The sequence below is a fragment of the Rhizobium sp. L51/94 genome (genome assembly GCF_019355555.1).
In the GTDB taxonomy this organism is placed as follows: domain Bacteria; phylum Pseudomonadota; class Alphaproteobacteria; order Rhizobiales; family Rhizobiaceae; genus Rhizobium; species Rhizobium rhododendri.
In genome coordinates this window covers 384972-409516 of the sequence record NZ_CP072141.1, presented here as the reverse complement: position 1 = coordinate 409516, position 24545 = coordinate 384972, and the positions used below count along the sequence as shown (strand labels likewise).

Genomic DNA, 24545 nt, shown 5'->3' with positions numbered 1-24545 from the left:
AAAGTGAGATGTCTATGGATGATCTGGACCGGGAGCTTCTGAGTGCACTCAGGCATAATTCGCGGATACCTGTTTCGTCGCTGGCTGCGGCAACGGGCGCATCGCGCGCAACAGTCTCGGCGCGCATCGACAGGCTGGTGGAAAACGGCACCATCACCGGCTTCACGATACGCACGGGCCACGAGACAAGATCTGCCGGTGTGCGCGCAATCGTGATGATCGAGGTGCTCGGCAGGCTGGCGGACCGGGTCGCCGATCAGCTGCGCGGGTTGCCGCAGGTGCGCGCCCTGCACAGTACCAATGGCAAATGGGATTTCATCGCCGAGTTGGAGAGCCATGACCTTGCCGGCTTCGACGAGACGCTCAGGCGCATCCGGCTCATCGACGGCATCAACACGACGGAATCGAACATTCTCCTGAAAACCAGCAAGACCGGTTTCTAGTCGTATTCGTGTTCATAGACGACGCCGGCGCCACCGGCACCATTGGAGCCAGCCGAGCCCTGCAGCTTGATGCCGCGCCCGACATCGAGGTTGATCACGGCCTTGGTCGAATTGCCGGTGCCCTGCTGCAGTTCCAGATAGGTGCGCTTGTTGATGTAGCGGCCCACGCCGACCTGGGTCTGGCCCTTGGAATCGGTAGTGACATCGAGGTCGTCCACGCCGAGTTGGTTGCGCAAACCCTCGAACAGCGAGGTCGAGCGGCCACCGGCGAGTTGGCTGGCGGCGTCGGCAAGCTGGGCAATCTGCACCGGCGAAAGCTTGGCCATGGACTGGCCGAAGATGAGCTGTGCCATGACCTCGTCCTGCGGCAGAGCGGGCGATGAAGAGAAGCCGATGGTCGGGTCCGTGGCGACGCCTGACACATTGACGGTCACGGTCGTCGAACTCGCCGTCGAGGTCGCTTCCATGTCGAGGGTGGGGGTCAGGTCGCCGGCAAAGCTGATGCGGCTCTTGTCGGTGAAATCAAGCCGACGGCTGAGAATGGTCAATCGGCCACGGCGCATGGTGAAGCCGCCGGTGACGACAGGCGTTGCTGCCGTGCCCTTGATGATGACGCTGCCGCCGAGTTCCGCATCGATGCCACGACCGCGCACGAAGATCTGGGACGGCGCATCGAGTTGCAGGTCGAGCCCGAGGCTCATCGATTTCTGCGTGGCGCCTTCCGCCCTGTCCTTCTTGAACTGGGCGGTCACGGCGGCGGGGGCGTTCTTGCGGCGGATGTTGATCTCCGACAGCGAGGCGGGCAGTTTTTCCGGCACCGTGATCGACGCCTTCTCCAGCCTCAGCCGGCCGCTGAGGACGGGCGCGGTCAGGATCGGTCCCTTGATGCCAAGCGTGCCGTCGACGGTGGCGGTGACGAGAGTGCCGTCGACATAGGTGGCCCTGTTGAGCTTGATGGCGATGTCTGCCGGGAAGTCACCGGAGATACCGACCGTGCCGCTGGCGGAAACTGTGCCACCGCTTCCCAGCGTCGCATTCAGGCTGACGAGGCGCGCCTGCTGGCCCTCCAGCGTCAGGTTGGCGGAGATTGCGTTGACCGCAAGGTTGCGACGGATATCGAGGAGCTTGGCGCCGCTGACGTTGACGCTACCCGTGATCGCCGGCGCTGCGGTCGTGCCACCGATCTGGACATTGACCTTGGCCGCGCCGCTGGCGACGTAACCCTGTGCCGATAACTGCCCGGCAAGGACGTCGAATGGTACGGTGCCGTCGAATTTCAGGGCCAGGGCTTTGCTGCCTGCAACCTCGACGCTGCCGCCACCGTTCAGCGACAGACCGGAGGGGCCGGCGAGATTGAGATCGATCGTGACCTTGTTGTCTGCAAACTTACCGTTTGTCTTGATGCCCAGCTTGGAAATGCCGGCTGATTTCGTCTGGCTCGTTGCGGCATTGGCCCAGTCTGCCTGGAACACGACGCTGGGGGACGCCGGCTTGCCGGTTACCTTGGCCGTTCCGGAGATCGTACCCTCGGCGGCGAGGCTTGGCATGAAGGTGTTCGCCAGACTTGCGGGCAGGCTAGTGATCTTGACCTGGATATCGAGAGCCGCACCGGCGCTGCCGGTCATGTTGATCGATCCGCTGCCGGTCTGGATGGTCATACCGGAAAGTGTCACGATGCCGTTGGCAATCGTTGCTTTCGTCGGTGCGCCGAGCTTTACCGGAATAGCCATTGGGGTTGCCGCGAAGTTATCGAGGCTGACAACCGTCTGGCCGTTGCCCGTCACGACATTTCCTGACGCCGTCACCGGCTTGTCGTCGTAATTGGCCTTCAGATCGAAGTCCGTACGGCTGCCTTGCTGCGTGAATGTCAGGGCCGGGGCAACCAGCCTGTTCGTGCCGGAAGCGATTTCGCCCGCACGAATGCTGCCATTGGCAGCGAATGCCTTGAGGTCGCTGATGGTCAGCGCGATCTCCGGCTTGACGATGGAAAGATCGTCTCGCCGCACTCCGGAACCGGATGCATTGATCACGGCAGAGGTCTTGCCGTTGTCGTTGTCGATCTTGACCTCGCCCCGGAGGTTGCCGTCTGCCCGCTGACCGGCCAGTGCCGCCAACAGCCCTATATCAGGAAAGTCGAAGGTCAAGGAGCCGGCCGGCTCGAAGCCTGGCGATAGGGTCAGCCACCCATTCAGGCTGTTATCGCCGATCTCCACGCTGAGGCCGGGTATGTCGGTTGCGCCATCCTTGGAAGTAGCATTGGCGCTGATGTTGATCGGCTTGCCGTCGATTGCACCCGACGCCGTGACGCTGCCCTCGGGCGCCTTCGGATCGGCGACGCCTTTGACAGCGACGTCGAGCGTATCCAGCAGGCGACCGGCCAGTTTAACGTTGATCGCCTTCAGGCTGGCATCGACGCCGAGTTTTGCCAGCGGCCCCGCTGCCTTGACGGTGAAGTCGGCCTGTCCGTCGGCAGTTTCCAGCAGCTTTGAAAGTTTGAGCAATCGGCCGGAAAGATCCGCTGTCAGTGCCTCGTCCGCAAGGGCGATATTGCCGTTGATCTCGGCGGTACCGGATTTCAGATGGAGATTGGAAAGATTGATCCTGGACGGGATAGTGCCGGCGACCTGCGCCTCCAGCGAAATCGGCGTATCGAATTTCTGGGCAATCGCTTCGGGCAGTGCTGCGGGGGCTACTGCCAGCTTGAAATTGCCGTTCAGAGATTGCGAGGTCAGCGTGTAGCGACCGTTGAGCGTGCCGTTGATACCGCCGCTTTGCAGCGTCGTGCCATTGAAGCCGATATTGTTGGAAGAGAGTTGCAAGGGGGCGGATAGCGAGAGCGGGCCGTGAACTGCCCGCTGCAGGTCCGGATTGACGAAGGAAGCATCGCCGACCGACAGGTTGAGCAGCAGCGGACCGGAGCTTGCCGAGACATTGAAATCATCGCTCTTTGCGGTGAGGTCTACCTTTGAAAGCCGCCCCTGCGGAACGCTGGCGCTGTCGATCTGCGCCCTGGCATCGATTTTTGCCGACCCTGCTGCGCCGGTCAGGGCGAGATCGACGCGTGAAATAAGGGCGCGAGCCTCGCCTTCGGCCAGCGGCCAGCGGAAGTCTACCGGTCCAGAGGTGCCGATAAGATTGGCATTGAGACTGTTATTACCGGCAGGATCGAGTGTCCCGGATGCCGCAAGCACGACGCTGCCTGTCGCGAGATTGCCGGTCTGGATATCGATCTTGCCTTTGCCGTCAAAGGCGGCTGCGACGTCGATGGTCGTCTGGCCGGCAAAGAGAGGCCGGAAATTCGGTGGCAGCAGAGAGTCCACCTTGCCGCCGCCCTTGACAGTGATGTGGCGCACGCCGTCTGCCGACAACACGTGGCGCCCGTCTATCGTCGCCATCTGCTGGCCATCGAGGGCCGCCTGCAGCTTGCCGGTCCAGTCTGAGAGCGGACCCTGGCCGGAAAGATCGATGTTCATTGCCGGGCTTCCGGGCAAGCGCAGCAGACCGGCCAGCATGCCGCCTTTCGGCTCTGCGAGATTGGCCTGGAGTTTCAGCTGGTTGTCATCGGGTGCAAAGACGACATCGGCCACCAGCCTTGCGTCCGGCACATCCAGGCGGTTGGCGTTGAGCTTCATCGCCATGCTGTTGCCTTCAGCATCGAGGCTGCCCGAGGCTGCCAGCGCGAAGTCGTTGCCGGCAATCTGCTTGCCGAGCTGGATCTCGGGCAGGTTGAACGCATCGACTGTGACGGCGACGGGCAAGGTGAACGCTGTGCGCGTTGCCTGCGTCGGCTCCGGCACGACTTCCGCAGTGCTGATCGGCAAGCGCACGAAATCTACCTTGTCAGCGGCGATCGTCTCGGCATGGAAGGTGCCCTTGATGAGGGCAAGCGGCGACCAGTCGACGGACAGGCCGGAGATCTGGCCAAAAATTCCCTTTGTGTCGGAGAGCGTAACGTTGCCGGCGCGCAGCTTGCCCGTCAAAAGACCGGAGGGGTCCGTGACGGTGATACGGCGGTCAGGCGTCGAGGCGAGTTTGGCGACTTCATCGACGGCAAAACGGGTCACGCCCGGGGCAAAGCCGATCGCCAGGACCAAGCCGATCGCAATCACCACGACGGCTGCGAGGACGATGCCGACGAGCCTGGTCAGTCCGCTCAAAACTCTTATCAAAGTGCCCATCAGAGCGATGTTACCCCATTTCGTGCCGGAATCTTAGGTCGACATTGCTGCACTATCAGAAGGACTGTCCGATGCCGGCATAGATGCCATAGGACGTGCCGCCCTGGTACTTGTTGAGAGGCACGGCAAAGTCCACCCGGATCGGACCGAACGGCGTGGCATAGCGCAAGCCCACGCCGGCGCCGACGCGAACGTCGGAGAAATCCGGGATGTTCTTGTCCGTAACACTGCCGGCGTCGATGAATGGCACGAGGCCGATGGTCTTGGTCACCTTGACGCGCGCCTCCAGCGACACCGTCGCATAGGACGTGCCACCGAGTGCCTGGTTCAAGGCATTGTAGGCGGTAATTTCCTGGTAGGCATAGCCGCGCACAGAGCCGCCGCCGCCGGCGAAGAAGCGCCGTGTCGTCGGGATGTCGGAGATATTGTCCGCGCCGAGCAGCGAGCCGGCTGCAAGCTTGCCGGCAAAGACGACGTTGTCGTCGGACCCGATGCCGTTGTAGCCGGAGATGGAGCCTTCGAGCGACGTAAAGATCGTCCCGCCCAGCGCCTCGTAGCCCGGCTGCGCGTCGAGCGTCGCCCGGTAACCCTCGGTGGCGTCGAGTTTGTTGTCGCGTGTGTCGCGGATATACTCGAGCGGTACGGAGAAGGTCAGGAACTGCTGGTCGCCGAAAGCATCGGTGGTGCTGTCCTCGTAGCTCACGCGACCGCCTGCCAGAGCAGTGTCGTAGTCACTGAGCTCATAGGAGTAGCCGACATCGCCGGTAATCGTCCTGGCGCTGTAGTTGTCCGGATTCGTGCTCACTGCCTTGATGCTGGCAATGAAGGTGCCGGCAGCCAGCACGGCGGCCGGCTTCGTGTAGATGATCCCGGCCTCGTAATCGAGATCCTGGTAGTTGGTGGTTTCGCCAAGGCGGGACACCGTACCTTCGATGCGTAGAGATTCCGCCTTGCCGAAAACGTTTCGATCGCCCCAGTAACCCTGCAGCCCGAAGCCATCGGTGGTTGAGTATTGCGCGCCTGCGCCGAAGTAGTGGCGCTTGGCTTCCGAAATCTCCAGGTTCAGCGGCAACGTGCCATCAGGTGCGAGCTTGTCGGGCTGATGGATCGTTGCGCTGCCGATCGCACCGAGCTTGCGTAGCCGTTCGGAGGCTTTCTTCAATTGCTCTGGGGAATAGCGATCCCCCTTGTTAAGGCGCGAATAACGCTGGACGAAAGTCGGATCGAGACGTTTCTCGCCGGTCACCGTGACGTCGCCGATATTGGCAATCGGGCCGCTCTTGACGTCGAGCGTGACGTCGACCGTATTTGTCGCGTGGTCGGCGACGACATCGCGCCTGATCACCCGGGCGAGCGGCCGGCCTTCGCTTTTCATCTCGGCAACGACCTTGTCGGCCGACTTGATGATGACCAGCGAACCGGCGTCACCACCCGATACCAGGCCATAATTCGTCGGGTCGCGACCGGCGGCGTCGCCTTCCAGTCGGATCTTGCCGAGCTTGAACAGCGGGCCTGGATCGACCGTGATGACCACAGGCACGGGTTTCGCCCGGCCGAATGTCGGCTGCGGCGGGAGTTGGTCTATATCGGTGCCGTTGATGGTGATCGTTACTACCGCGCCGTAGCGCGCGTTTTCGTAGAGGGATGCCAGCAGTCGGTCGCGGTCGTCGCGGGCCTTGATGACGACGCCCAGATCGCCTGACACAGCCTTGTCCTTGTCGGCCTCAAGCATGGAACTCAACTCGAGCGTAGATTTGAGGTCCTTGTCGGCGTTGCCGGTATTCAACGTTACCGAATAGCGGACGGGATCGGCGACCGCATCGGTTTTGTCCTCATCCTTGCCGAAAAAATTGATGCCGAAGAGCTTGAAAGCGAAGGCATCAGTGATGAGAGCGGGACTCACAAATACGCACGCCGCGACCGCAATAACGGTGCCTGCTCGTCGATACGCAAAACCAATCCCCGGGCCGGTTCGTCTGATGTACATACGGCGCTTTACGATTACTTGTAATTTAGCCAGCTTTGCGTCCCAAACCGTTAACGCCGTCTCACCATAGCGGTTCAAAGTCGCCATGTGTAGCATTTTAATAATATACGTGAGACTGCGCCCCTGGGATGCAGACGTCCCGGACCCTCGTCCGGGGCGCGCTGGAGGCGATGTGGCTTAGTAGCCGTCGTTGCGGTATCCGCCGCGTGGGCAGTCGTCGATATAGCGACGGCCGTAGCGGTCTCGGTAGTAGCACTGGCCGGGCTGTTCGGCGACGCTGCCGATCGCTGCACCCGTTAACCCGCCGATAGCGCCGCCGACGGCTGCGCCTCGAAAATTGCCGGTGACCGCACCGCCGATCAGGGCGCCGGACGCTGCGCCGATACCCGCACCCTGCTCGGTCGGTGTGCAGCTTGCGATCGACAATCCGATCAGCACGAAAGCTAGGACTTTCTTCATAAATCTCTCTCCACGTTGGCTTTGCCGTCAAAGCGGCTGGCCGTCCCCATTGTGTCCGCGCGGTGTCAGCACCGTCTTAATGCTGGTGTAAACACCAAAATATAGCGCTAAATATGATTGTCTACCGACCTATGCGGTTTTTTGCTGAATGTTGCTTGCCGACATGGATCTCTGCTCTAAACGCAAGGTCAGGCAATTGTTTCATCGTGAAAGTCCATCGCGCATTGGCATGGATCAATTGCAAAAGCGCGCCGATGGGCTATTTTCTCTTTTGAGCTATTCCAAACTACGGCCATTTGCCGCAGTCGGACGGGATAGGGTTGACGTGCCGTGCAGCAGTCATACAACACGGTCACGGTACTGGAGAAAATGATGGATTTCGAAGCGTTTTTTAAGGGCGAGTTGGACGGGCTGCATCAGGAAGGGCGCTATCGCGTTTTTGCCGACCTGGAGCGCCATCGCGGTGATTTTCCGCGCGCGACGCGCCACACAGCCGACGGACCGAAGGATGTGACTGTCTGGTGTTCCAACGACTATCTTGGAATGGGGCAGCATCCCAAGGTAATCGCGGCGATGAAAGAGGCGATCGATCACTGTGGCGCGGGTGCGGGAGGCACCCGGAATATCTCTGGAACGACCCATTACCACGTTCTTCTCGAGCGCGAACTGGCTGACCTGCACGGCAAGGAAGCGGCTCTGGTTTTTACTTCGGGCTATGTCTCGAACTGGGCAGCGCTTGGCACGCTCGGCTCGCGCATTCCGGGGATGATCATCTTTTCGGATTCGCTGAACCACGCCTCGATGATCGAGGGAATCCGCTATGCCAAGTGCGACAGGGTGATCTGGCGTCATAACGACCTGAAAGATCTGGAAGCCAAGCTCGCCGCTGCCGATCCCAAGGCGCCGAAGATGATCGCCTTCGAGTCCGTCTATTCGATGGACGGCGATATCGCGCCGATCAAGGAAATCTGCGATCTCGCCGACAAGTACGGCGCCATGACCTATCTCGACGAGGTGCACGCGGTTGGCATGTACGGTACGCGTGGCGGCGGCATCGCCGAGCGCGAAGGGCTGATGGATCGCATCACGGTCATCGAGGGAACGCTCGGCAAGGCATTCGGCGTGATGGGCGGGTATATCGCCGCATCGACAGCGCTCTGCGACTTCATCCGCTCGTTTGCCTCAGGCTTCATCTTCACGACGTCGATCCCGCCGGCGCTTGCTGCTGGCGCTGTTGCGTCGATCCAGCACCTGAAATCCAGCAGCTTCGAACGCGCCCGCCACCAGGACCGGGTCCGCAAGCTGCGCGGCATGCTGGATGCTGCCGGTATTCCGCATTTGCCGAACCCCAGCCACATCGTCCCGATCATGGTCGGCGATGCTGCCAAGTGCAAATGGATCTCGGATATCCTGCTCGACAGCTTCGATGTCTACGTTCAGCCGATCAACTATCCGACCGTGCCGAAGAAGACCGAGCGCCTGCGCATTACCCCGACGCCGCTGCACAGCGATGCGGATATCGCCCATCTGGTCGAGGCTGTGCAATCGCTCTGGGCACGCTGCGCGCTCGCACGCGCCGTCGCCTGACGGTTCGCTCCATTCGCCGATTTAGTTCAGAAGCCCGGTCGCCAGTCGCCGGGCTTCTTCGTCTGCGGCGAATACGTCGTCCATGCTCGACGCGGCCGGCAGATGGGCGAGGCGGTCCATCACGTCTTCCGCGACCTTTGCCATTGTCAGAAAGCCGGTGCGGCCGGCGATGAAGGCGTCAAGCGCAATTTCCTTCGCGCCGTTCAGGACCGCTCCCTGGACGCCACCGCGGGTCATCGCCAGTCGGGCAAGGCGGATGGCCGGAAACCGGACGTCATCCGGCGTCTCGAAGTCGAGGCGTGCCAGCTTTGTGAAATCCAGCCGCTCCACCGGCAGATGTGCCCGGCGCGGATAGGACAGGGCGTAGCCGATAGCGGTCCGCATATCGGGCGCGCCAAGCTGGGCCAGCACCGAACCGTCGGAATAGCCAACCATGGAATGGACCACCGACTGCGGGTGGACGACGACCTCGATCTGATCCGGGGTGAGGCCGAACAGATGCCGCGCTTCGATCATTTCCAACGCCTTGTTGAACATCGAGGCGCTGTCGATCGAGATTTTCAGACCCATCGACCAGTTCGGATGGGCGCGCGCCGTCTCGACGGTAACATCGGCCATCTGCTCGAGCGTAAAGGTCCGGAAGGGGCCGCCCGAAGCGGTGATGATGACGCGTTCGACGGCGTGGCGCTGGCTTTCCTCCAGCACCTGGAAGATGGCATTGTGTTCGCTGTCGACCGGCAGCAGCCGTCCGCCGCCCTGCCTGACTGCGGTGACGAAAAGATCGCCGGCGGAGACCAGGCATTCCTTGTTGGCAAGGGCGATATCGGCACCGCGGCGGGCAGCCGCAAGGGTGGGTGCCAGACCAGCTGTGCCGACGATGGCCGCCATGACCCAATCGGATTCCATGTCGGCAGCCTCCTCGAGGCCGCTGCGACCGGCGGCCACCGATATCCCCGATCCGACAAGGGCGTCTTTCAGGAGGCTGTAGTTCCTGTCGTCGGCCGTGACCGCAAGAGTGGCGCCAACGGCCTTCGCCTGCTCTGCCAGCAGTGCGATATTGCCGTTTCCCGTCAGGGCCTTGACCTCGAACGCATCGCGTCCGCCGAGATGGCCGATCACGTCCAGCGTGTTCCGGCCAATGGAGCCGGTCGAGCCCATGATCGTCAGCCGACGCGGCGCCTGCTTATCCAATGTCATGGTTCGCGTATCTGCATCTTTGGCAACTCGGTGTCATCCCTGCTCTCGCAGGCTCTAGCGCGGAAGGTTCGGGGCGGCAAGTGTGCGTTGCAGCATAATTCTGAAGGACGGGGGTTTACAAGCATAGGTACGGATGGGATCATTGAACCATAACAACGCGGCATTTACTCTTTTCATCGATAAGATGCGCTGCGCTGGTGACGATCCCATCGTCCGGGCCCTGGCCCTGTTAGCAAGAGGTACCCGAACCGTTTCTATCGTGCGGTGTTCGGTTGCCCCCGTTGCGGACAATGTCCGTCTGTCTCGATACCAACCCTGGAGATGATCCATGGCAAAAATGCTGTTCCGCATGGCGCCCGTTTGCGTCGTGCTCGGCACAATGACGATTGCTCTGCCGGCAAAGGCCGACGGCGCGTTGATCTGGGCTCCCGTGAAGGTGGCCCCGAGGGTGTATCAGACCACAGTCGGGGTGAAGCTGCCATTGGCTGTCGATGCAAGCGCCGGCGCCGACCTCGGGCTGAGCACCGGGACTGGCGGCCAGCTGTTAAGCGGCTCCGAACTGGCGACCGTCTGGGGCAAGGTTGCTGACAGCCGGCAAAGACTGGGGACGACGGAAGATCGCGCCGTCGTCGTCCGGATCGACACCCTCGGTGGCAGCGGTGGTGTTTCGCTGAGCCGATCCAGGAGCTGGATCTATTCCAGCAATCTCGACCTGAAGGCATCGAACTCGCTCAATCTCAACTACGCGGCTGCCTCAGGTGTGTCGCCGTCGATCGATGCGACGCAAGCGCTGACAATGACGTATCCCTGGGCCGGCACTGCGGTTTCGGCGAGCGGTACGGTGACCTCGGCTACCGGAGACATCACGGGCACGCTGGCACTCAACCAGCCGCTTGCACCGCATCTTCGCTTCACCGCGTCCGTTGCCGATCCGCTTTCCGCGACACGGGCGGGCGATCTGCGCATGAACTACCGGATCAAGTGGTAATGGCATCGGCGCATCGGCGTGTCTGAACCTATGGCCGGTATCGGCGTTTTATCTCCTGAAACACAAGGAGATGCAGTCATGGTGCTGAAACCCGCAACATTTAACGGCGAAGAGCCTGAAATCGAAGTCGAAAACCCAAATCATGCGACACTTGAGGTGCGCGTGGCAGAGGCACTCGCGGTCTCCGGCGGCATCAGCGCTTCCGATGTGATTGTGACTGCCGAGGGCGATGCGATCGTTCTTCGGGGCGCTGTCGCAACCGCCGACGAAGTCGAGCGTGCTGCCGAAGTCGCGCGGGCTGTGCCCGGGGTTGCCTCCGTCACCAATCACATTGCCATTACGTGACCTCCGAGCCAGTTTCAGCGGTTGGTCGCCGGAACGTTGCGCAGTGATGCGTACATGCCGGTGGTGCGAAACTCTGTCGGGTTGAGGCCATAGACCCGCCTGAACGCCTTTGAAAAATAGTTGGCGTCGTCGAAGCCCGACATGATCGCCACTTCCTTGACCGGCAGGAAGGCTGCCTTTGTCAGCAGAACGGCAGCCCTCTGCATGCGTTGCTGCAGGACGAATTCTGCCGGCGGCAGGCCCTCGCTCTCGGCAAAAACCCGCGAAAAATGCGCCCGGCTGAGGCCGCTTACTTCCGCCAGTTCCTCGACGGGCAGCGGCTTGTCGAGATTGGCGTTGATGTGATCGACAACTGCCTGCATCGCGCTCTGGGTCTGCATGAAGGCGTGTGACCCGAACACCCCGTCGTAGAGTGCCATAGCGGCGCTATAGGCGACGGCGGAGGCTTGGGCGGGGCTCTTGGCGCCGTGGATCAGCTGCAGGCTGCAATCCGCCAGCTGGTCGATAGTCCCTTGCGGCAGCTTCAGCAGCGGGCCGGCCGCCGCCAGAATCAGCTGGTGGATGCGCAGCGCTTCCTCGCCGTTCATCGAGATCCAGAAATACTCCCAGCGGCTGTTCTTCTCCAGCCAGTAGCGATGGTTGTGAGGCACCATGACCAGCAGCGTATCGCCCGAACCCAGACGATAATTGCGGTTTTCGTAGCGCAAACGCCCTTCGCCGCTGACGGTGTGCTGCAGTACTGTAAACGGTGTCTGCCCGCGCTTGCGGCCATCCCAGTCGTAAGTCTCGTTCTGGCGGATCTCATAGCCGGCGCTGGTCGGCATGGCATGCAGCCTGTGCCGTCCCCGAGGCAGCGAGACCGTCCGCGTCATCGGTCCACCGTCGAGCAGTTTCTGCAGCATGAAATTACCCCTGAAGTATTTCGATCTCCGTCCGGTCGAAAACTTATAGGCATAGTCCGGGGCGCAGGACAGTCAGAATGCTGGAATGCCGCCTAAAGCAGCGTCGAGGCGCCGCGATCGAGGTAGGTGTCGAGGAATTGCTCCAGGCGGGGGTGGCGGGGCTTGGCAAAGACCTCTTGCGGCGTGCCGCTGAACAATATCTTGCCATGGTCGAGGAATGTCATCTGCTGGCCGACGGTGGCGGCAAAGCCGATCTCGTGGGAAACCACGACCATCGTCATGCCCTCAGACGCGAGGTCGCGCATTACGTTCAGCACTTCGCCGGTCAGTTCCGGGTCGAGCGACGAGGTTGGCTCGTCGAACAGCATGATCTTCGGTTTCAGGGCCAGCGCCCGGGCAATTGCCACGCGCTGCTGCTGGCCGCCGGACAGCTGTGACGGATAATGCCCGGCCCGGTTTTCGAGCCCGACCTTGACCAGTTGTGCCATGGCGCTGTCTTCGGCATCCTTGCGGCTCATCTTGTGCACCGTCTTCAGCGCTTCGCTGACGTTGCCGAGTGCCGTCATGTGCGGCCAGAGATTGAATTGCTGGAAGACCATACCGATACGGCCGCGGATAGCCCGGTTGGTCGCGGCCGACAGGCGTTCCCGCACCCCTTGGGCATTCTCCGTAAAGCCGAGCACTTCGCCATCGATGGTGATGGTGCCCTTTGTCGCTTCCTCGAGAAAGGCCATGCAGCGCAACAGCGTGCTCTTGCCGGAGCCGGAGGGGCCGATCAGGCAGGAGACCTGTCCTTGAGGGATTTCCAGATCGATGCCGTGCAGTACGGTCGTGTCGCCGAACTTCTTGACCAGGTTCTTGACTGCGATTGCCGGGATACTCATGCGTTGAAAAACCTGAATCTGGTGAGTTTCGTTTCGGCGAGATGGCCGAGCCAGCCGGTGGCTTCGACCAGGACCCAATAGAAGACGGCGAGCACGAAGAGCGCTTCGACAAAGGCATATTGCTGCGAGCCTATGGCACTCAGCGTGGCCGTCAGTTCGGGCACCGTGATGATCGACAGCACCGCCGTTTCCTTCATCAGGATGATGGTCATGTTCAGCGAAGGCGGCAGCACCAGCATGATCATTTCCGGCAGCAGGATGCGTCGGATGATCTGGCCCTGGCTCATGCCGACGCATTCGCCGGCTTCGATATGGCCGGGAGGCACGGCCGCAAAGCCGGAGCGGAAGATTTCGCTGTAATAGGCCGCCCCGTAGATCGACAGACCCATCAGGCCGGCCGGGATCGGATCGAGCGACAGGCCGATGAAGGGGCCGCCATAGTAGACCAGGAAGATCTGGATGAGGAAAGGCGTGCCGCGCAATATAGCAACCAGCAGGCCGAAGATCGCATCGACCACGGGGCCGCCGTAGCGGCGGGCGACGGCAACGAGGAAGCCGAGGAAGGCGGCCGCAACGGTGCCGAGTATCCAGATGAGGATGGTGACCAGGCCGCCGCTGACGATCGCCGGCCACTGGTCGATGATGACATGGATGTCGAAGGTCATCGCGGCGCTCCCGGCAACGCGCGCTCGATCATGCCGCCTGCAAGCGCCACGATCCAGTTGATTATCAGGTAGATGAGGCCGGCCGAGGCGAAGATCTGCAGCGGCTGGAAAGTGCTGGCCGACAGGTCCTGAGCCATGCGGGTCAATTCGATGATGCCGACGACGGATACCAGCGACGAGGCCTTGAGCAGCAGGATCGCCTCGTTGACGAGGGCGGGAAAGGTCAGCCGCATGGCGATTGGCGCCTTGATGCGGCGAAAGATCTGGGCCGGCGTCAGGCCGACCATTTCGGCGCATTCTATCAGGCCGCGCGGCACGCTGGCAAAGCCGCCGCGCAGGTTTTCTGCCTGATAGGCGGCCGTCGACAGCGACATGCCGATGATGGCTGCGACAATGCTCGGCACGTTCACGCCAATGGCCGGCAGCAGATTGTAGATCAGCAGCAATTGCACCAGCAGAGGCACGCCGCGAAAGAAGCTGATGAAAATTCGGGCTGGCCAGATGAACAGCCGCTGGCCCGACAGCGTCATCGCCGAGATCAGCAAGGCTAGCGTGAAGCCGATCAGGATCGACGCGACGCTGATGGTGATCGTGTAGATCGATGCTTGCAAAAGCAGTTCGAAGAGTTTGTAGGACATGTCTCGAATTCGCTCGCCTGGCAGTCAGTGAGACCCGATCCTGTCTCGGATCGCACCCCGGGGATAAGCCGGGGCGCAATCAGTCAGAAAGACGAGCAGATCAGAATGCCGGGTCCTTGACGGCATCCGGGGTGTCGAAGCTGGCGCCGAACCACTTCTTCTGCAACGTGGCCATGCGACCATCAGCCTTGATCTTCAAAAGAGCTGCATCGATCGCGTCCATCAGAGGCGCGTGATCGGCATCCTTCAGGCCGATGAAGCCGAAATAGGACTTCTTGCCGAATGTCGGCGTGACGACTTCGAATACGCCTTCACGCTGCTTGGCAACAAAAGCAATGTTCGGCAGCGAGTTTGCAACGCCTTCGACGCGGCCTGCGGCGAGGTCGGCATAGGCATCGTTGAACGAGACATATTCGTGCACGTCGACAGGCTTGGGCAGGGTAGCCGAATATTCCTTCAGCTGGTCGAGCTGCGAAGTCGCCTTGCCGACGCCGATCTTGGTGCCGGCAATGTCTTCCGGCTTCACGATCTTCTTGTCACCGGACTTCTTCAGGATGGCGATGCTCGCCTCGGCGATCGGCGGCGTGAAGCGGTAATGCTCCAGACGCTTCTTGGTGATGGTAGCCGGGCCGGCAACGACGTCGAATTTACCAGCTTCAAGGGCCGGGAAGACGCCGTCCCAGGGAAGTGTGACCCATTCGATCTTGACGCCGAGTTCCTTGCCGATTTCGGCGAAGAGATCGACGTTGAGGCCGACATGCTCGCCGGCATCGATGAAGTCGAAGGGTGCGAAGGCGGTTTCGGTGCCGACCTTCATGGTGCCGGCAGCCTTGACTGCGGCAAGCGTATCAGCAGCCTGGGCCGACAGCGTCGCGCCTAGCAGGAAGGCAGCGCCGAGAAGACCCTTCAGCAGGGAATTGGTTTTCATGATCTCTCTCCAGTTTTTCATCCCCCTGTCGGAGGATTTGAATGTGATTTTCCCGCGAGACGGATTTCTGCGATCCGCTTTTGACTATACAAATAGATATAGGCGGGCCTACAGTGTCAATGTAAAAGTCTGGACACGCAAAAAATGTGCCGGCTGACAGCTGCAGGCAAATCGCCCGCCATTGCCGGGTGACCGGTAGGCTCTGTTGCCACACGGATCGAGGGTCGACCTTGGCATCAATTTACCAGACCATTTTCAGCGATATCGAGGCGAAAATCCTGGCGGGCGAATGGCAGCCTGGGTCCCGCATTCCGATCGAGCAGGATCTGGTGGCGCAATACGGTTGCTCGCGCATGACGGTGAGCAAGGCGCTGTCGGCGCTTGTTGCGCGTGGCATGGTCGTGCGCCGGCGCAAGACCGGTTCGTTTGTCGCCTTGCCGCAGATCGACCGCACCGTGATGGATATCCAGGATATCAGCACTGCCGCGGAACTTGCCGGGCACAGCCACGACCACAGTATACTGACGCGCAAGATCGAACGACTGGACGCAGGCGATGCCAAGTTGCTCTCTGAGCCGGTGGGGGCCGAGATCCTCAGGCTGCAATGCCTGCACATCGTCGATGGCAGGCCGAATGCGCTCGAGCGCCGTATCATCATGCTGGATCTGGTGCCGCTTGCCCGGGAGGAGAAATTTGCCGTGCTGCCGCCGGCAAAATGGCTGCTGGAGCAGGTGCCCTGGACCAAGGCCCGTCATGTCATCCGGGCGATCTCGGCCGATCAGGCGACAGCGCGGTTGCTGGAGACCGAGCGTGGCGAAGCCTGCCTCAACCTCGTTCGCCAGACCTGGCAGAATGGCCGCACCGTCACCTACGTCGAAATCACCCATCCGGGCGAGCGGTTCCAGTTTGCCGGCTGTTTCCAGCCAGCGGCAACCTGGCCTACCGCAGGCGATCGCTGAGAAGCGCGATGGAGGTCACATCGGCGTTGGCGAAAGCCAGCCGCAGATAGCGATCCTGTCCTTCGCCGAAATAGCTGCCGGGAATGCAGACGACGCCGGCCTGCCTTGCGAGCCTCTCGGCAACCTCTGCCGATGACTGCCCGGAAAAGGGATGGCGGACGAAAGCGAAATAAGCGCCGATGGCACCGATTTCCCATTGCGGCAGATCGGCGAACACCAGTCGCAGCGCATCGGCCCGCCGGGCGATTTCCTGGCGATTGCCGGCGCGCCAGTCGGCGAGAACAGGCAAGGCGGTGGCAACCGCCATTTGCGGCGCACGGGGCGCACAGATCTGCATATTGTCCATGACCTTGGCGATTTCCGCGACGAGGCTCGGTCCTGCAGTGATCGCTCCCAGCCGATGGCCGGGAATGCAGAAGGATTTCGAAAAACTGTAGAGCAGCACCAGCGTTTCTTCCCAGCCGGGTTCGGACAGAAGCGCATGCGGCCGCCCGAAATCCTCGGGTAGGAAGTCGCGGTAGGTTTCATCGATGATCAGCCAGGCGCCGTGCTCCTGGCAGAGCTTGAAAAGCTGATGCAGCAGATCTTTCGGATAGACAGCACCGGTCGGGTTGTTGGGCGTCACCACCACGAGCGCCCGTGCACCGGTTGCGAGCGCTGCTTGCGCCGAGTTGAGATCGGGCAGGAAGCCATTGGCCGCGTCGCATTGAACCAGGCTATGCCCGATACCGAGCATCGACAGCGTCGTTTCGTGATTGAAGTAGTAGGGATTTGTCAGCGCCACGCTGCCTCCCGAAGCCGTAAGGGCAATCGCGGTGGACATGAAGGCCTGGTTGCAGCCGGCGGTGATGTGGATGTGGTCGGCGTTGATTTCCGCACCATAGACGGTGCTGACATGCCGCGCATAGGCGTCGCGCAGCACCGGCTCTCCCTCGATCGGGCCATAGCCTGTCATGGCGGGCGAGGCGGCGGCTTGCCCGAGCAAGCGCAGCATCTCGGGATGGGTCGGATAGCCGGGGACTGCCTGCGACAGATCGATCAGCGGTCCGAGCCTGCCATCATAGGCCTTCCCCCAGGCGTGCACCGAGGGGATCGGCGGGGGTGAGAGGCGGGTGACGAGGGGGTTGGCTTGGGCGCGGGTCATATTGGCTTTCTCGTTTTTCCATTGCTACAACGAGTGCAACGGCATTCTCAACTGCTTTGTCGGGCGAGGCAGGCGGGAACAACATCGGGCAGAGGAAGCGGCTATGAGCTGGGACAAGACGAAGCTGGACGCGTTGCGGGCGAAATTCAGCGATGCTGCAGGCGGCGCGATTTTCGACGAAGCGTTTCGCAAGGTCGGCGACAAGATCTTTTCGAAGAGCGGCACCCGGCTGGCGCCCTATTCAGGCCTGCCGACATTCGTCAGTGCGCCTTATCTGCCGGTTTCTGCGGAAGATCCCGATTTCGGCAATCTGCAGGTAGCAATCCTCGGAATTCCGATGGACCTCGGCGTCACCAACCGCCCGGGTTCGCGTTTCGGGCCGCGTGCGCTGCGCACCATCGAGCGGATCGGTCCCTACAATCATGTGCTCGGTACGGCGCCGGTGTTCGATATCCGTGTTGCCGATATCGGCGACGTGCCCTTCCAGAGCCGATACCGGCTGGAGCAGTCGCATGCGGATATCGAGAAGCGCGTCAACCAGATCGTCGATGCCGGCGTCCTGCCCCTATCGGTCGGCGGCGACCATTCGATCAGCCATCCCATCCTGAAAGCCGTCGGCAGGAAGCGGCCGGTCGGAATGATCCATATCGACGCCCACTGCGATACCAGCGGCGCTTTCGACCAGACCAAGTTCCACCATGCCGGGCCTTTCCGAAACGCCGTGCTAGACGGGGTTCTCGATCCGACGCGCACGGTGCAGATCGGCATTCGTGGCTCGGCCGAATATCTTTGGGAATTTTCGTTCGAGTCCGGCATGACGGTCATCCACGCGGAGGACGTGACGGGTCTAGGTATTCCGGCGATCATCGAAAAGGCGAGGGCCATCGTCGGCGACGGGCCGACCTATCTGTCGTTCGACATCGACAGTCTCGACCCGAGCTTTGCGCCGGGAACCGGTACGCCTGAGATCGGCGGCCTGACGACACGCGAGGTGCTGGAGCTGATCCGTGGTTTGAAGGGGATCGATATTGTCGGTGGAGATGTCGTGGAGGTGGCGCCGCAATACGATACGACCACCAATACGGCGCAGGCCGGTGCCCAGGTGCTGTTTGAAATCCTGAGCCTGATGGTGTTCAGCCCGTCACTCGGAGGGCGGTAGGCTTTTATGGGCAGGCTTTGAAAAATCGACGGACACGGGCAATCCCGTATCCGTCGACTGGATCTGGCCTAGAATACCGCGAGGTACTTCAGCAGCGAGATGATGCCGATGATGATCACGATGATCTGCACGATCTGGCGGATGCGAGCCTCGATGGGCAAACGCTGAACAAGCCAAAGCACCAGAATGATCACCAGAAACGTGATCAGAATACCAATCAAAACAGATGAACCCATTATCCCCAACTCCTTGCGTCTTGAATATGCCTTGCGGCCACCTGGCTTAACTATGTAGCCATGTTCATAAGGAAAGGCCGGCAGTTAAATTCGATGCATTTTTGTGCGGGTAGTGCAATAAAGCCTCGGATTGACCATTGATTTTACCGGTTTGCTGCGTCCTTGCCGGCTTTTCGAGTTCAATCGGGCTCCAATTCGTGCCGTGGGGGGTAACTATGCTGAACAGGTTCGTCATCGCTATGTCGGTGTGCATCGCCGGCGCGATTGGCATCGGCGGGTCTTCCCCGGTCCGCGCCGACGCCTACACGGCCTATAGCAACACCGCGTCCAGCATAACCGGTGACATTTCGATGGACGATTTCAGCATCAGTTTTGCCAATGGGGAATCGCTCGATTTCTCGGATCTGGTCAGCGACCATTTCCGTATCGACGGTCACAGGGTTCCAGCATCCGTCTACCGGGTGCAAAACCCTGCCGATCCGGTGCTCGAAAATGGCAACAGGCTGTGTGGCTCCGGCAAGGTCAGCTATATCGCCACCTGGGGCGCTGGCGAGGGGCTTACGGCCGTGGCAGTTTTCACGGGCCACGCCGCTCCCGAGAGTGATGAAGACATGTGCGGTTCCTATATTTACAACGATTGATACAAAATCGCCATTTTCCGAATGGCAGATGCCGGACCGTACCTGCCGTTGCGAAGAGCATCCGGGTGCACGGAACGATAGTCCGTCAGATCGATTGATACGTAGCTTTTGCGTTTTTGGGGGGCGCCATGACGCTTGAGGATAAGCAGTGGTCTGAGAGTTGTTATGTCGAGCGAGACAAGCTCGGCTTCTACATGATCGTCAGTTCCACCCGGCAAGCCATGAACCTGCTCTCCCGCTACTGGCCAGTCAGCGAGGGAGAAGCCTATTTCCATGCGTTGCGGACTTTCGGGCAGGTGATGATGAACAAGTTGCCGCCCGATGACGCCCGCGAAGCATTCCTCGCCGCAGCGGAGGAGGCCGGCGTCTTCGTATCGGATACGCCCCGGCTTCCGAATGTGCCGAAGGTATAGCCAGTCAGGGGCGGTAGACGCTTCCACCTCGCGGTAAACCGGCTCCACTATCAGAAATCAGGCAACCGCCCCGAATTGCGCCTCGTGCAGCCGTGCATAGGGACCCCGGCGTGCGAGCAGCTGCTGGTGCGTACCGTCCTCGACGATGCCGGACGTGCCGACCACGATGATCCGGTCTGCGTTGCGGATTGTTGCCAGGCGGTGGGCGACCACCAGCGTCGTGCGTCCCTCGGACAGCGCCGCGAGAGATTGCTGGATGGCATATTCGGTGGCCGTGTCGAGCGCGGACGTGGCTTCATCGAGGATCAGGATTGGCGGGTTCTTCAGGAAGATGCGGGCAATCGCCAGTCGCTGCTTCTGGCCGCCGGACAGTTTGACGCCGCGCTCGCCGACGCGGGTGGATAGTCCGTCCGGCAGCGACAGGACGAATTCATCCAGCGCTGCCCGCCTCAGCGCATCCATGATTTCGTCGTCGCTGGCGCCAAGGCGTCCATAGGCGATATTGTCGCGGATCGTGCCGCCAAACAGGAAGACATCCTGGGCGACGATGCCGATTTGCGCCCTGAGCGAGGCCTGCGTCATGTCGCGGATGTCCATTCCGTCGATGCTGATGGCGCCGCTGTCGACTTCGTAGAAGCGTGGCAGCAGCGAGCAGATCGTCGTCTTGCCGGCGCCTGACGGGCCAACGAAAGCAATCGTCTCTCCGGCCCTGATCGTCAGGTTCAGCCTGTCGAGAATCCTGCCATTGGCATCATAGCCGAAGCTGACGTCGGTATAGGCGATGTCTCCCTTCAGATGCTCAACCGCAATGGCGTTCGGTCTGTCGGCAATGTCCGGGGCGGTGTCGATCAGTGTCGTGAAGCGCTTGAAGCCGGCGATACCCTTCGGATAGCTTTCCAGCACGGAGGTAATCTTGTCGATCGGCCGGAAGAAGACGTTGACCAGCAGCAGGAAGCCGACGAAGCCGCCATAGCTCAGCTCGCTGCGAATGACGAAATAGGTGCCGGCCACCATCACCAGCAGCTGCACGAACCGGGTGCCGAAATAAGAGAGCGTGAGGCTCGCCGTCATGTAGGCATAGGCATTCAGCTTGGTTGCCTTGTATCCTTCGTTGTTGACGGCGAATAGCGCGCGCTCGTGGTCCTCGTTGGCAAATGCCTTGACGACCCGGATGCCGCCGACGCTCTCGCCGATGCGGGCATTAAACTCGCCGACCTGGCCAAACAGCTTCCGCCAGTTTTCCGTCATCCGGGCGCCATAGCGGCTGACCATCCAGGTCATCACGGGAACGATGACGGTCGTCAGCAGTGCCAGCTTCCAGTGCACGGTAAACATCAGGATGAAGGCGCCGATGAAGGTCATGATGGCGATGAAGACGTCTTCCGGGCCATGGTGGGCGACTTCGCCGACTTCCTCGAGATCCTTGGTGACATGGGCGATCAGGTGCCCGGTCTTGTTATTGTCGAAGAAGCGGAAGCTGAGTTTCTGGATATGGTCGAAAGCCTGGCGACGCATGTCGGTCTCGATGCTGATACCGAGTGCGTGTCCCCAGTAATTGACGACCGCCATGAGGCCGGTATTGATCACGTACACAACCAGCAGCAGCACCGCGACACCGGCAATCAGGCCCCAATCCTGGCCTGGCAGCAGCGTGTCGATGAACAGCTTCATCGCCAGCGGAAACCCGAGTTCCAGAAGGCCAGCAACGACTGCGCAGCCGAAATCGAGATAAAAGAGCTTCTTGTAAGGGGCGTAATAGGAAAAGAACCGGCGCAGCATGGGAAAACTCGCTTGTGGGGCAGGAGGCAATCGACCAGCGGCTTGAACACAGAAAAGGGCCCGAAAGCCGGGCCCTTTGGCAGACGATAGTGAGGGTCTAGCCTATCAGAAACTTCTCTGGAAGCGAAGAATGCCGGCCCAGGCGTCGTTGTTGGTCGAATCCCACTTGGTGTACTCGACTTCCGGCTCGATGGTGAATCCGCCGACCGGCTTGAACTGCAGGTTGGCAGCTGCGGCAAGGATCTTGCTGTCGGTGTAGGCGACCTGGACGTTGCCCTTCAGCTTGTCGTTGATCGGCACGTTGACGCCGCCCCAGACAGCCCAGTCGCCCCAGCCGCAAAGCTCTTCCTTGTTGACGGGGCAGGCGCCATCGGTGACGTAGCCCGAAGCATACTTGTTGAGCTTGTCGCCGTCTGTGTTCCAGCCGCCCATCAGGAATGCCGAAAAGACACCGAAATCGGCATCGACGCGGGCCTTGATAGCGCCTTCCTCGACGATCGAGTCGTAGCCGCCGACAACTTTGAGGCTCCACATGCCGGACTTGTAGCCGAGGCCGGCAACGACATCCGGGGTATAGGTGTCGGCCTTGGAGACCTGCCAGCTGCGGCCATTGCTCTGGACGAAGGAGGAGTCGTAATTTGCGTCGGATGCCGACTGGGAATCCTCGACCGAGACCATCGCGGTGAAGCCATTGCCCGGATCGTAGGTGTAGGTCAGCTGGTTGAGTTCGGTGTTGATCGGTCCGGGGCCGTAGGAAACCACGTCGTCCTGGATGATGTCGCCGGCATAGCCCGTGTAGGACGAGAACTGCGAATCCGCCTTGCCGACGAGGAAGCCGCCGAGGCTGATGTTGGCAAACAGGACCTTGTTGGTGTTGATGCCTTCAGATGATTCGAAGCGGTAGACCATCTCGGTCTTCAGCGCGCCGTATTCGGTGTCAGTTGCGGTATCGACGTTCAGTTCGACGCGCGTATGCCAGAAGGTGCCGATCTTGTGGTCAGGCTGGTAGGCATCGTGCCATTCGCCTTCGGTACGCACCATACCGCCGATCTTGAGGCAGGTTTCCGTGCCTGGAATGTAGAAGTAGCCGGCGCCATAGGCGTCGCAGATGCGAACATATTCAAGGGGTTCCGGTTCGGCGGCGACGATGGCGTCGGCAGCCTTTGCTCCGGAGACGATGGAAAGGGCTGCGGCCGAGCCCAACAGCAATGTGCGAATGTTCATGATCTATCCAATCTGTCGGGATTGGCCGTGGCAGCTGCGCGCAAAACTGTCTGCTGCAACTGCGGCCTATTACATGCTCCACCTGGAACAGCGGCGAATCCCCGCTGAATATAAGCATATCGGGACAACGGAATGTATCAACAGGGATCAGCGTCGATCACGGCGAAGCAGAACTTTCAGCACGCCGAGGTTGCCGAAATGTCACAACTCCAGCCCGCCACCGAGCTTTGCCGGTGCCGGATAGTTTGACGCGCTTACGTCTGGAAATTTTGTAAAAATGGTGTCCACGAGAGGATTCGAACCTCCGACCCCAGGATTCATACCACTTCGGTTTTAACCGCCGCCCGGAGGCGTTCGTGGTCTGGACTGTCCCTTCACCATGGGCCGAGGCCTTTAGGTGCTGCCCATCCAGTCTCTACACCTTCACCGGATTTCTCCGGAGCTTGGCTCGGGATTGGCATGCTGAAAGATCAGCGAAGCGTTCCCCGACTTTGAGCAGATCGACTGCAATCTTTCAAATGCAGCCCCCAATTAATGCAACTAGGAATCCTGTGCTCTATCCTACTGAGCTACGTGGACATAACGGTTTTACCCCGGTCTCCATAACGCAGGCTCAAGCGTGTCGCAACTCATCTTTTGCCGAACTCCATGTTCGGAAGGGCATGCAAAGCCGGGCGCTGCATCGGGACGGGACCGTCTGCCGCTATTCCATGATGTGCAGTTCTGCGCGCCGCATGGCCTTGCCGATGCATCCGTCCGGCTGCAGCGTCATGACGTCGAAGGCGGTGATGGCGCCCGGGAGCTTTCCCGACAGGAGGCACTTCATGGCTATGTCGCGGTCCGTCACGGTGCCGATGATGATGCCTGTCTCGACCACCACCACAATGCTGACGTTCTCCCGCTGCATGATTTCCAGAACGTCGTTGGCGAATGTGCCACGCGTCACGGTCTGCAACGGTTTGTTGCTCTTTTGGGCTTCGTCCATGGTCGTTCCTTGGTATGCCGTCGCAGCCGATCGCTCGGATGTCAGTCCGAACTCGGGTGGTCAGTCCGTCAGCGTCGTGTGGTCGGTGTAGCCGGTCACGCCGTGAACGCTTTCGACGAGCACACGGACGGCTTTTTGCTGCAGGTCCGTCTCAAGCCGCCCGCCGATAGAAACGCGTGCGCCCGATACCGTTACCCTGACGTGGGCGGGGTCGATGCCGAGGTCGTCCTGCAGCCGGGTGGAGATGGCGAGGCGAATTGCCTCATCGCCGGAAGCGACGATATCGAAGGGTGCGTCGATGATCATGCCCAGCAGGTCGCAGCGGCTGACGATGCCGATGAGTTGCCCCTTGTCGAGGATCGGTACGCGCTTGATGCCGTGCGACAGCATGATGCCGGCAATCTCGCGGACATCGGTGTCGGGGGCCGCCGTAATGATATCGCTGCACATCGCATCCCGGACCGACCATCCATGGGTATGCACGTAGTCATCCAGCGAAGGGGGATCGTTTGGCCCCGGCAGGTCGTAGTGCCGATCCTGCGCGCGGACGGCGACGCGACGCAGCAGGTCACCCTCGGTGACGATGCCGATCATTCGTCCGTCGTCGTCGATAACGGGCAGGCCGCTGATGGAGTGAGCGATCATCGAAAGCGCGGCGCTGCGGACGCTCGCGGTGGGTTGGATCGAGATGACACTGGTTGTCATGACGTTCTTGGCGAGCATTTATATTTCTCCCGAGACCTGAAGAGGGCAGGCGACACCGGCTCTGTTGACCGACGTGGCTGACCGAACTCCGGGCACATT

General features: G+C 60.8%; 23 protein-coding genes. 8 read left to right on the top strand and 15 right to left on the bottom strand.

From position 1 onward, the window contains the following. Nucleotides 1–14: 14 nt before the first annotated feature. Complete coding sequence (locus tag J5274_RS02035; RefSeq protein ID WP_111219812.1) at nt 15–443, top strand: Lrp/AsnC family transcriptional regulator; 429 nt, start codon at nt 15–17, stop codon at nt 441–443. Here the strand turns inward: J5274_RS02035 and J5274_RS02030 are convergent. The 3 genes from J5274_RS02030 to J5274_RS02020 form a co-directional block, all read right to left on the bottom strand. Further along, entirely contained in the window at nt 440–4600 is a 4161-nt protein-coding gene (locus J5274_RS02030; protein WP_224127881.1) for a translocation/assembly module TamB domain-containing protein, read from the bottom strand. The genes J5274_RS02035 and J5274_RS02030 overlap by 4 nt on opposite strands. 76 nt (nt 4601–4676) lie before the next feature. Next, entirely contained in the window at nt 4677–6608 is a 1932-nt protein-coding gene (locus J5274_RS02025; RefSeq protein WP_142824739.1) for an autotransporter assembly complex family protein, read from the bottom strand. A gap of 177 nt (nt 6609–6785) precedes the next feature. After that, nucleotides 6786–7067, bottom strand: coding sequence for a YMGG-like glycine zipper-containing protein (locus J5274_RS02020; protein ID WP_111219818.1), 282 nt, complete (start codon nt 7065–7067; stop codon nt 6786–6788). A 372-nt stretch (nt 7068–7439) separates the two neighbouring features. Here J5274_RS02020 and hemA point away from each other — a divergent pair, with 372 nt between their 5' ends. After that, nucleotides 7440–8654: a 5-aminolevulinate synthase gene (gene hemA / locus J5274_RS02015; RefSeq protein ID WP_142824740.1), complete on the top strand. Its 1215-nt coding sequence runs from the start codon at nt 7440–7442 to the stop codon at nt 8652–8654. A 21-nt stretch (nt 8655–8675) separates the two neighbouring features. Here hemA and dxr read toward each other — a convergent pair whose 3' ends face one another. Continuing rightward, nucleotides 8676–9851 carry a 1-deoxy-D-xylulose-5-phosphate reductoisomerase gene (gene dxr, locus J5274_RS02010; protein WP_142824741.1) on the bottom strand — a complete coding sequence of 392 codons (1176 nt, stop codon included), beginning with the start codon at nt 9849–9851 and terminating at the stop codon, nt 8676–8678. A 328-nt stretch (nt 9852–10179) separates the two neighbouring features. On the opposite strand from dxr, the gene J5274_RS02005 reads away from it, so the two are divergent. Then, nucleotides 10180–10839: a hypothetical protein gene (locus J5274_RS02005; protein ID WP_142824742.1), complete on the top strand. Its 660-nt coding sequence runs from the start codon at nt 10180–10182 to the stop codon at nt 10837–10839. 78 nt (nt 10840–10917) lie between these two features. Further along, on the top strand, nt 10918–11184 hold the full coding sequence (locus tag J5274_RS02000; RefSeq protein WP_142824743.1) for a BON domain-containing protein: 267 nt from the start codon (nt 10918–10920) through the stop codon (nt 11182–11184). 14 nt (nt 11185–11198) lie between these two features. On the opposite strand, the gene J5274_RS01995 is transcribed toward J5274_RS02000, so the two are convergent. From J5274_RS01995 to J5274_RS01975, 5 genes are all read right to left on the bottom strand, one after another. Then, entirely contained in the window at nt 11199–12086 is an 888-nt protein-coding gene (locus J5274_RS01995; RefSeq protein ID WP_142824744.1) for an AraC family transcriptional regulator, read from the bottom strand. A 92-nt stretch (nt 12087–12178) separates the two neighbouring features. Then, a complete protein-coding gene (locus tag J5274_RS01990; protein ID WP_142824745.1) occupies nt 12179–12970 on the bottom strand; it encodes an amino acid ABC transporter ATP-binding protein in 792 nt (263 codons plus the stop codon). Beyond that, on the bottom strand, nt 12967–13635 hold the full coding sequence (locus tag J5274_RS01985) for an amino acid ABC transporter permease (RefSeq protein ID WP_142824746.1): 669 nt from the start codon (nt 13633–13635) through the stop codon (nt 12967–12969). The genes J5274_RS01990 and J5274_RS01985 overlap by 4 nt, the downstream gene beginning before the upstream one ends. Next, nucleotides 13632–14273, bottom strand: coding sequence for an amino acid ABC transporter permease (locus tag J5274_RS01980; RefSeq protein ID WP_142824747.1), 642 nt, complete (start codon nt 14271–14273; stop codon nt 13632–13634). The genes J5274_RS01985 and J5274_RS01980 overlap by 4 nt, the downstream gene beginning before the upstream one ends. A 100-nt stretch (nt 14274–14373) precedes the next feature. Next, nucleotides 14374–15201 (bottom strand): transporter substrate-binding domain-containing protein, encoded by an 828-nt coding sequence (locus tag J5274_RS01975; protein WP_142824748.1) that lies wholly within the window; start codon nt 15199–15201, stop codon nt 14374–14376. Nucleotides 15202–15431: 230 nt separating this feature from the next. Between J5274_RS01975 and J5274_RS01970 the strand changes: the two genes are divergently transcribed. After that, the gene (locus J5274_RS01970) at nt 15432–16160 is read left to right on the top strand and encodes a UTRA domain-containing protein (RefSeq protein WP_142824749.1); all 729 of its coding nucleotides are present in this window, start codon (nt 15432–15434) and stop codon (nt 16158–16160) included. Here J5274_RS01970 and J5274_RS01965 read toward each other — a convergent pair. Then, nucleotides 16141–17304 (bottom strand): aminotransferase, encoded by a 1164-nt coding sequence (locus J5274_RS01965; RefSeq protein ID WP_142824750.1) that lies wholly within the window; start codon nt 17302–17304, stop codon nt 16141–16143. The genes J5274_RS01970 and J5274_RS01965 overlap by 20 nt on opposite strands. Nucleotides 17305–17407: 103 nt before the next feature. Here J5274_RS01965 and speB point away from each other — a divergent pair, with 103 nt between their 5' ends. Continuing rightward, a complete protein-coding gene (speB, locus tag J5274_RS01960) occupies nt 17408–18463 on the top strand; it encodes an agmatinase (protein ID WP_111219840.1) in 1056 nt (351 codons plus the stop codon). Nucleotides 18464–18531: 68 nt separating this feature from the next. Here speB and J5274_RS01955 read toward each other — a convergent pair whose 3' ends face one another. Next, nucleotides 18532–18699, bottom strand: a complete 168-nt coding sequence (locus J5274_RS01955; RefSeq protein ID WP_111219842.1) for a Thivi_2564 family membrane protein — start codon at nt 18697–18699, stop codon at nt 18532–18534. 215 nt (nt 18700–18914) lie between these two features. Between J5274_RS01955 and J5274_RS01950 the strand changes: the two genes are divergently transcribed. Then, nucleotides 18915–19340, top strand: coding sequence for a hypothetical protein (locus J5274_RS01950; RefSeq protein WP_224127884.1), 426 nt, complete (start codon nt 18915–18917; stop codon nt 19338–19340). 128 nt (nt 19341–19468) lie between these two features. After that, nucleotides 19469–19753 carry a DUF982 domain-containing protein gene (locus tag J5274_RS01945; protein ID WP_142824752.1) on the top strand — a complete coding sequence of 95 codons (285 nt, stop codon included), beginning with the start codon at nt 19469–19471 and terminating at the stop codon, nt 19751–19753. A 57-nt stretch (nt 19754–19810) separates the two neighbouring features. Here the strand turns inward: J5274_RS01945 and J5274_RS01940 are convergent, their stop codons facing one another. From J5274_RS01940 to J5274_RS01925, 4 genes are all read right to left on the bottom strand, one after another. Further along, nucleotides 19811–21532 carry an ABC transporter ATP-binding protein gene (locus J5274_RS01940; protein ID WP_142824753.1) on the bottom strand — a complete coding sequence of 574 codons (1722 nt, stop codon included), beginning with the start codon at nt 21530–21532 and terminating at the stop codon, nt 19811–19813. A gap of 105 nt (nt 21533–21637) precedes the next feature. After that, nucleotides 21638–22756 (bottom strand): porin, encoded by a 1119-nt coding sequence (locus J5274_RS01935; RefSeq protein ID WP_142824754.1) that lies wholly within the window; start codon nt 22754–22756, stop codon nt 21638–21640. A 703-nt stretch (nt 22757–23459) separates the two neighbouring features. Next, entirely contained in the window at nt 23460–23741 is a 282-nt protein-coding gene (locus tag J5274_RS01930) for a CBS domain-containing protein (RefSeq protein ID WP_142824755.1), read from the bottom strand. Nucleotides 23742–23801: 60 nt separating this feature from the next. After that, the gene (locus J5274_RS01925; protein WP_142824756.1) at nt 23802–24464 is read right to left on the bottom strand and encodes a CBS domain-containing protein; all 663 of its coding nucleotides are present in this window, start codon (nt 24462–24464) and stop codon (nt 23802–23804) included. Nucleotides 24465–24545: the final 81 nt, after the last annotated feature.

Bases quoted from the DNA above. Each gene is read 5' to 3' on its own strand.
- J5274_RS02035 (WP_111219812.1), top strand. From the start codon at position 15: ATGGATGATCTGGACCGGGAGCTTCTGAGTGCACTCAGGCATAATTCG.
- J5274_RS02025 (WP_142824739.1), bottom strand. From the start codon at position 6,608: ATGTACATCAGACGAACCGGCCCGGGGATTGGTTTTGCGTATCGACGA.
- J5274_RS02020 (WP_111219818.1), bottom strand. From the start codon at position 7,067: ATGAAGAAAGTCCTAGCTTTCGTGCTGATCGGATTGTCGATCGCAAGC.
- hemA (WP_142824740.1), top strand. From the start codon at position 7,440: ATGGATTTCGAAGCGTTTTTTAAGGGCGAGTTGGACGGGCTGCATCAG.
- dxr (WP_142824741.1), bottom strand. From the start codon at position 9,851: ATGACATTGGATAAGCAGGCGCCGCGTCGGCTGACGATCATGGGCTCG.
- J5274_RS02005 (WP_142824742.1), top strand. From the start codon at position 10,180: ATGGCAAAAATGCTGTTCCGCATGGCGCCCGTTTGCGTCGTGCTCGGC.
- J5274_RS02000 (WP_142824743.1), top strand. From the start codon at position 10,918: ATGGTGCTGAAACCCGCAACATTTAACGGCGAAGAGCCTGAAATCGAA.
- J5274_RS01995 (WP_142824744.1), bottom strand. From the start codon at position 12,086: ATGCTGCAGAAACTGCTCGACGGTGGACCGATGACGCGGACGGTCTCG.
- J5274_RS01990 (WP_142824745.1), bottom strand. From the start codon at position 12,970: ATGAGTATCCCGGCAATCGCAGTCAAGAACCTGGTCAAGAAGTTCGGC.
- J5274_RS01985 (WP_142824746.1), bottom strand. From the start codon at position 13,635: ATGACCTTCGACATCCATGTCATCATCGACCAGTGGCCGGCGATCGTC.
- J5274_RS01980 (WP_142824747.1), bottom strand. From the start codon at position 14,273: ATGTCCTACAAACTCTTCGAACTGCTTTTGCAAGCATCGATCTACACG.
- J5274_RS01975 (WP_142824748.1), bottom strand. From the start codon at position 15,201: ATGAAAACCAATTCCCTGCTGAAGGGTCTTCTCGGCGCTGCCTTCCTG.
- J5274_RS01965 (WP_142824750.1), bottom strand. From the start codon at position 17,304: ATGACCCGCGCCCAAGCCAACCCCCTCGTCACCCGCCTCTCACCCCCG.
- speB (WP_111219840.1), top strand. From the start codon at position 17,408: ATGAGCTGGGACAAGACGAAGCTGGACGCGTTGCGGGCGAAATTCAGC.
- J5274_RS01955 (WP_111219842.1), bottom strand. From the start codon at position 18,699: ATGGGTTCATCTGTTTTGATTGGTATTCTGATCACGTTTCTGGTGATC.
- J5274_RS01950 (WP_224127884.1), top strand. From the start codon at position 18,915: ATGCTGAACAGGTTCGTCATCGCTATGTCGGTGTGCATCGCCGGCGCG.
- J5274_RS01945 (WP_142824752.1), top strand. From the start codon at position 19,469: ATGACGCTTGAGGATAAGCAGTGGTCTGAGAGTTGTTATGTCGAGCGA.
- J5274_RS01940 (WP_142824753.1), bottom strand. From the start codon at position 21,532: ATGCTGCGCCGGTTCTTTTCCTATTACGCCCCTTACAAGAAGCTCTTT.
- J5274_RS01935 (WP_142824754.1), bottom strand. From the start codon at position 22,756: ATGAACATTCGCACATTGCTGTTGGGCTCGGCCGCAGCCCTTTCCATC.
- J5274_RS01930 (WP_142824755.1), bottom strand. From the start codon at position 23,741: ATGGACGAAGCCCAAAAGAGCAACAAACCGTTGCAGACCGTGACGCGT.
- J5274_RS01925 (WP_142824756.1), bottom strand. From the start codon at position 24,464: ATGCTCGCCAAGAACGTCATGACAACCAGTGTCATCTCGATCCAACCC.